Below are 1,551 nucleotides of genomic sequence, written 5' to 3' on the forward strand. Positions count from 1 at the left end.
TTTCGTGGGTGACGCACATCATCGTCATGCCTTCCTGGGCCAGCTGCACCATCACGTCGAGCACCTCGCCCACCATCTCGGGGTCGAGCGCCGAGGTGGGTTCATCGAAGAGCATCACGATCGGGTCCATGCTTAAGGCGCGGGCAATCGCCACCCGCTGTTGCTGACCGCCGGAGAGCTGGCCGGGGAACTTGTCCTTGTGCACCATCAACCCGACGCGGTCGAGCATCTTCAGACCGCGCGCCTTGGCATCGTCGGGGCTGCGCTTGAGCACGCGGATCTGCGCGAGCGTCAGGTTTTCGGTCACGGTGAGGTGCGGGAACAGCTCGAAATGCTGGAACACCATGCCCACCCGGGCGCGCAGCTTCGGCAGGTTGGTCTTCGGATCGGCGATGCTGATGCCATCAACGATGATGTCGCCCTTCTGGAAGGGCTCCAGCGCATTGACCGTCTTGATCAGCGTGCTCTTGCCCGAGCCTGAGGGGCCGCAGACCACCACCACTTCACCCTTCTGGATCGAGGTGGAACAGTCGGTCAGCACCTGGAAGCTGCCGTACCACTTGCTGACGTTCTTGATGTCGATCACGCGCGGCTCCTCAACGGATGATGGCGATCTTCTTCTGCAGCCGGCGCACGAGCATCGACAGGCTGAAGCAGATCACGAAGTAGACGACGGCAGCGACCAGGTAGGTCTCGACCGGGCGGTTGAAGTTCTTGCCGGCGATCTCGAAGCCCTTGAGCAGGTCGTAGGCGCCGATCGCGTAGACCAGCGAGGTGTCCTGGAACAGGATGATGGTCTGCGTCATCAGCACCGGCAGCATGTTGCGGAACGCCTGCGGCAGCACCACCAGCTGCATCGTCTGCGCATAGCTCATGCCCACCGCATAGCCGGCATGCACCTGCCCCTTGGGCACCGACTGGATGCCGGCACGCATGATCTCCGAGTAGTAGGCCGCCTCGAACACGGTGAAGGTGATGATGGCGCTGAGCTCGGCCCCCATCGGTCGGCCGATCAGCAACGGGATCAGCAGAAAGAACCACAGGATCACCATCACCAGCGGGATCGAGCGCAGCACGGTGACATAGGCCGATGCCGGCAGCACCAGCCAGGGCTTGCCCGACAGCCGCATCAGCGCCAGCACCGTGCCGAGTGCGATGCCACCGATCATCGCGATCACGGTCAGCTGCACCGAGAAGATCAGGCCCTTGAGGATGAAGCTGGAGACGACACCCCAGTCGAGAAAACCAAAGTCGAGGTTCATCGCGCGCTGCCGATCATGCCCGGCACCTGCACGCGCCGCTCAATGAACAAGGCAATCCGGCTGATGATGAAGGCCGACAGGAAATACAGGCCCGTCACCGCCAGATAGATCTCGATGTTGCGCGACGTTTCCTCGCCGGCCTGCCGCGCAAACATCGTCAACTCGGCGATGCTGATCGCGAACGCCACCGACGAGTTCTTCACGATGTTCATCGACTCGCTGGTGAGCGGCGGAATGACGATGCGAAACGCCATCGGCAGCAGCACGTAGCGGTAGGTCTGCGGCAGCG

2 protein-coding genes and 1 pseudogene are annotated in these 1,551 nt (G+C 62.5%); all 3 read right to left on the reverse strand.

The genetic code is table 11. The features are described from left to right. Positions 1 to 586 (reverse strand): amino acid ABC transporter ATP-binding protein (locus tag Q1W68_RS12905; RefSeq protein ID WP_300716910.1); only part of this gene is annotated, 586 nt, incomplete at its 3' end. Positions 587 to 596: 10 nt separating this feature from the next. Further along, entirely contained in the window at positions 597 to 1,262 is a 666-nt protein-coding gene (locus tag Q1W68_RS12910; protein WP_300716911.1) for an amino acid ABC transporter permease, read from the reverse strand. Further along, positions 1,259 to 1,551 (reverse strand): annotated as a pseudogene (locus Q1W68_RS12915) (amino acid ABC transporter permease); the annotation flags it as partial. The pseudogene Q1W68_RS12915 and the gene Q1W68_RS12910, both read right to left, overlap by 4 nt.

Source organism: Hydrogenophaga sp. (genome assembly GCF_030158645.1).
Taxonomy (GTDB): Bacteria; Pseudomonadota; Gammaproteobacteria; order Burkholderiales; family Burkholderiaceae_C; genus Hydrogenophaga.

Coding starts and splice junctions, on each gene's coding strand:
- Q1W68_RS12910 (WP_300716911.1), bottom strand. CDS start 1,262: ATGAACCTCGACTTTGGTTTTCTCGACTGGGGTGTCGTCTCCAGCTTC.